The following is a 4,227-nucleotide window of genomic DNA, read 5'->3' on the forward strand; positions in this document are numbered from 1 at the left end:
ATAATTATTTTAAATTAATATAATTTGGGAGGTTAGAAATGTTCAATAAGAGAATTTTTGCGATCATATTTGCGTGTATCTCAATTATTTCTATATTTTTTGCAACTTCATGTACCACAAGTGAAGAGGCTGATGGTAAAAGTTTTGCATGCATTAAAAATGAATATGAAGGAAAGAATCTATGCGGTTTCAAGTGTGATACTGATTGTGTTAGATGTGAATGGTATCCTATGTATTTCGGATGCTCTGAATGCGGCTGTGGTCAATGTGTTATTTGCGGTTTTGATTGTTTAGAAGGGAACTGTTTTGAGGTTGCAGAAGAAGGATTATATAGTCAATATAATACAATAGAAGCACAAGAAGGAGTAGATTATGAAATAATAATGTATTCGTTATCAAATTCATTAGGAATATATGGAACAGGGAAGGTTACTGATAACGGTTTATTTTTTGAAAGTGTCGATTGGGTAGAGTTTATTAAAGCACTACAAAACCCAGTAGAAGCTTTTAATCCAAGTATAACTATTACAGTAAAGATTGAAGTTAAAAGTACTATTTCAGCCATGAAATTTTATGTTGAATTATTATGTGATAATAGTACCTATAAGTCAACAAATTATTTTCCAAACGAAAGATCTTATTTAAAATCTGAAAAAGGGTCAATCATCAATGATAACTTACTTAATCCTGGAATATATTATTTATCTGCAACATTTGAGGAACTTGCATTAATAGTTAGTGTAGTACAAGGTAATCCAATATTTGTTATTAATTCCAATGTGCATGGATATAGTGTTGAGGAGTAGGCGGTAATATGAAAATTTTTAAAATTTCTTTTTTAACGTTCTTATTTGTGATTACATTATTTTGTTGCTCATGCTACTGTAGTATATGTAATTGTGAATATGAATCATGCAATAAAAATTGGGTTTGTGAATTCTGCGATGATTCTTGGAATTCATGTTTGCCAGGCTCAAACAGTCATTGTGGAAAAGTAACTAGTGATTGGGAATCATTTAGGGTTATTGAAAATGAATATGTTGTGAATTCATATGTACGTCAAGTTGAAGCAAAATTTCCAGAAACTTACAATCACTTAGAGTGGGAAGCAGAAATCACATTTAATAATGTAGTTGTTTATGAGGGAGTGATTTATTTCCAAATAATTGCTCATGATTGCATTCTTTTTCGTGAATGGACAACAGATATCTCAATTGCACAAGTTAGTATTAGTCAAGGACAATTTGCTGTATATAGATTTAGTGGTGGTGGAGATAAAAATTTAAGAATAACAGTTCCGCCAAGTTTTGAAGGATATGATTTTACTTTAAATGTAAAAGTCTCAGGAACATGTATCAGTTTTAAAGATGCTGGATACACTGATTAAATTATAGGTGATATATATGGTCCCAAATGTATTTAATTTTTTTGGCTATAAGGTTCCGCTATATGGAGTGATGGTTTCGTTAGGAATTATAGCATTTGTAATTACAACCTTTATTATTCTTGAAAAAATAGAAAAATTACCCAAAAAAATATGTAATAGACTTTATTTGATTTCTGGAGTTGGTTTAATTATTCTAGCTGTATCAGCATTCATATTCAATTCTATTTTTCATTCCATTGAGGAAGGAAAGATTGTAATAGGAGGTATTACATGGCTAGGTGGTGTCGTTGGTGTATTTATAGTTATGCCAATATTAATTCACAAATTTATTCCTGGTTCTAAAGGAAATGAATTATATTATTTATCATTATTGATGCCTGGTATTATAATCGGACATTCATTAGGAAGAGTAGGTTGTTTCTTTGGAGGATGTTGTTATGGTCAGGTTACAGATTCAATTTTTGGAGTAATATATCCTTTTGGAAGCTTAGCTGCACAAAAGTTTCCTGGATTAGATGGAAGAAGCTTACCAGTATTACCTACTCAATTATTTGAAGCATGCTTTGAATTACTTTTATATGTCTTTTTATTAATTAACCACAAGAGATTCAAAAAATATAATGTGGAAATATATGCCATAGTTTATTCTATATTTAGATTTATATTAGAATTTTTTAGAGCAGATGATCGTGGCTCTACATTTACAATAGTATCTCCAGCACAGTTCTTATCAATTATCTTGATTGTTTGCGGTATTCTTACGATATTAACAAGAAAAAATATTATATTCCATAAATTATATAATAAACTAGAACAATGGAAAAATGAACCTCAAGATAATCTTACAAATGAAATAGCTAATCCAATTAGTCTACTCGAAGAATTAGCTAGACTAAATAAAGAAAACATAATAACTGATGAGGAATTTGAAAACAAGAAAAAAGATATTTTATCAAGATTATGAAAAAACAATTTTATAAATCAATTAATTATTCAAAGAATATATTTTGCGCATTAAACGGTTTTTTTGAAAAATAGATGTATAAGGAAGAATCGAGCTTTAAAAAAACGGATGTATACGCTTTAAAAAAACGGATGTATATGCTTTAAAAAAATAGGTGTATTAGTTTTTGTGAAATCAAAATTAATACACCTTTTTTGCTAGAAATCATATATATATATTTTTCTTTTTATTTTTTCTTTTTATCTTTTCTGTAAGCTAAAATAGAAGCATCTTTATTTTTGCAATACATTACTCTATTTCTAAATCTCCCAAAATTAGTAAATCCGAACGAGTGTCTAATAATAGTTTTAATATCTCTATTAGCTCGTTCCATTCCACCATTACTAATGATGAATCCATTTACTCGATTGAAGGAATTAATAATTTCTTGTCTCCAATTCTTGAGAAGCTTGTAAGCTTTGTGAAATTCCTCTAATGTCGAATTATGGAATTTAATTATTAGTTCATCTAACCATGAGGCAGCATTAATAGTAGTGGCACAGGAATTATAGTTCCTATACTCGTTTAAAAGCTCATAACCAGCTTTTAAATCAGCATCAATAGATAACATATAATCAACAATTTGGTGTTCATCAAGGTACATTCCAGATTTTGAAACCCTAAATTTTTCATATTTCAAATTCTCTGGAGCCTTCAATAATTTTCTCCAATACTTTTTATAAAGCCAATACCAGGAATCATTTTGCCGTTTAAAACGTTCGTATTTCTTCATTATCCTAATTCTAGCTGAATTAAAAAAATCACTTAAGTTTTTTATGACATGAAAATGATCGGCACAAATTAAAGCATTAGGAAAGCACAGCTTAGCTACCTGTCTATATGTATCATATAGATCCATAGAAAAGTATTTAACTCGCTTCCGTTCTTCTAAAGGAGTATTACCAAAATATCTTAGTAAATCTTCTTTATTACGAGAAGGAAGAACATCTAATATTTTATCAAGTTGTGGTGAATAAGTTACAAAGCAAAATTTATGATATCCGCAATGTTTAGAATATACTTCATCGACGCATAATACTTGAGTTAATGTTTGACGTGGTATATCAACTTTAGCATCAAAAATATTAATTACAGTTTGAACTGAAACATTGAATTCTTTGGCAACATCTGTAAAAGATTTATTCATATCTTTTAAAGCCATTAGTATTTTAAAATCTTTTTGAAGTGTGGTTTTACGTTTTGAAGAAGTAAATGGATTTTCTTCTCTAAATGTTTTACCACATTCACAAAGATATACTCTACGTTTCAATTTAATAAGTAGATTATTCTCATTAGCAGAAGCATGTTTAATAGTTTGAACAATAGTGCTCCTTAATTTTGATTTGCCAACGAGTCCACAATGTGGGCAGCAAATATTTGTTTGTTTAATTAATTTTAAAACTATGATATGATTAGTAGTGGAAGGATCATATATTTCATCGGATGATTCAACATCGATGTTCGAAATATAATCCAACCCTAATCTTGATATGGATTCTTTATCCATAAATAAAACTCCTCGTATATGATTTCTAGCTAATTTCAATTATACATTAAAGGAGTTTTTTCTTATCTATTTATTTTTAAATAATTAATACATCTTTTCTTGAAAGCTAATATACATCTTTTCTTGAAAGCTAATATACATCTTTTAATTTTAAAGCTGTATATCATACATCGATTATTTTAAATTATCTAAAGTAGACACTTAAAAAAAAGGTGGATTCTACTTTGTAGGGTCTTTTTGTCGTTGTATAATAAAACTAATAGAAACGAGATGATGATATGGGCAAAAATTATTTTACTCCTGAACAAGTTGAACAATTAAAGAAAAACA

The 4,227-nt window shown here is 28.6% G+C and carries 4 protein-coding genes; 3 read left to right on the forward strand and 1 reads right to left on the reverse strand.

From position 1 onward, the window contains the following. The first annotated feature begins 38 nt into the window (after window positions 1-38). The 3 genes from SPJ17_RS01390 to SPJ17_RS01400 are packed head-to-tail and all read left to right on the forward strand — an operon-like array spanning window position 39 to window position 2,351. Complete coding sequence (locus SPJ17_RS01390) at window positions 39-806, forward strand: hypothetical protein (protein ID WP_321092023.1); 768 nt, start codon at window positions 39-41, stop codon at window positions 804-806. Between the two features lie 8 nt (window positions 807-814). Further along, a complete protein-coding gene (locus SPJ17_RS01395; protein ID WP_321092024.1) occupies window positions 815-1,387 on the forward strand; it encodes a hypothetical protein in 573 nt (190 codons plus the stop codon). A 16-nt stretch (window positions 1,388-1,403) separates the two neighbouring features. Further along, window positions 1,404-2,351: a prolipoprotein diacylglyceryl transferase family protein gene (locus SPJ17_RS01400; RefSeq protein ID WP_321092025.1), complete on the forward strand. Its 948-nt coding sequence runs from the start codon at window positions 1,404-1,406 to the stop codon at window positions 2,349-2,351. Between the two features lie 226 nt (window positions 2,352-2,577). Here the strand turns inward: SPJ17_RS01400 and SPJ17_RS01405 are convergent, their stop codons facing one another. After that, on the reverse strand, window positions 2,578-3,897 hold the full coding sequence (locus SPJ17_RS01405) for an ISL3 family transposase (RefSeq protein WP_321092027.1): 1,320 nt from the start codon (window positions 3,895-3,897) through the stop codon (window positions 2,578-2,580). Window positions 3,898-4,227: the final 330 nt, after the last annotated feature.

The organism is Anaeroplasma sp., from assembly GCF_034179385.1.
Classification (GTDB): domain Bacteria; phylum Bacillota_I; class Bacilli_A; order Acholeplasmatales; family Anaeroplasmataceae; genus Anaeroplasma.